Consider the following 392-nt stretch of genomic DNA (forward strand, 5'->3'; position numbering starts at 1 on the left):
GTGGTGCAGGACGCGTTGGATGCGGCTCGGTTGTCGCCTGCTGATATCGATGCGATCGAGGCGCACGGGACGGGTACGCCGTTGGGTGATCCGATCGAGGCGGGTGCGTTGGCGGAGGTGTTCGGTCCGGGTCGGGCCGGGGATCGGCCGGTGTATCTGGGGTCGTCGAAGTCGAACATCGGGCATGCGCAGGCGGCTGCGGGTGTGATCGGTGTGATGAAGATGGTGCTGGCGTTGCAGCATGAGACGTTGCCGAGGACGTTGTACGCGGAGGAGCCCAGTGCGCATGTGGAGTGGGAGGGCAGTGGGCTCGAGCTGCTGGCGGAGGCGCGGCCGTGGGTGCGGGAGGGTGCGCGTGTGCGGCGTGCGGGTGTGTCGTCGTTCGGTCTGAG

1 protein-coding gene is annotated in these 392 nt (G+C 67.9%); it reads left to right on the forward strand.

Annotated features, from left to right (window positions below; genetic code table 11):
• A partial coding sequence (locus BIV23_RS44825) for a beta-ketoacyl [acyl carrier protein] synthase domain-containing protein (protein ID WP_143079269.1) occupies window positions 1-392 on the forward strand: 392 nt, incomplete at both ends.

Source organism: Streptomyces monashensis (assembly GCF_001866665.1).
Lineage (GTDB): Bacteria > Actinomycetota > Actinomycetes > Streptomycetales > Streptomycetaceae > Streptomyces > Streptomyces monashensis.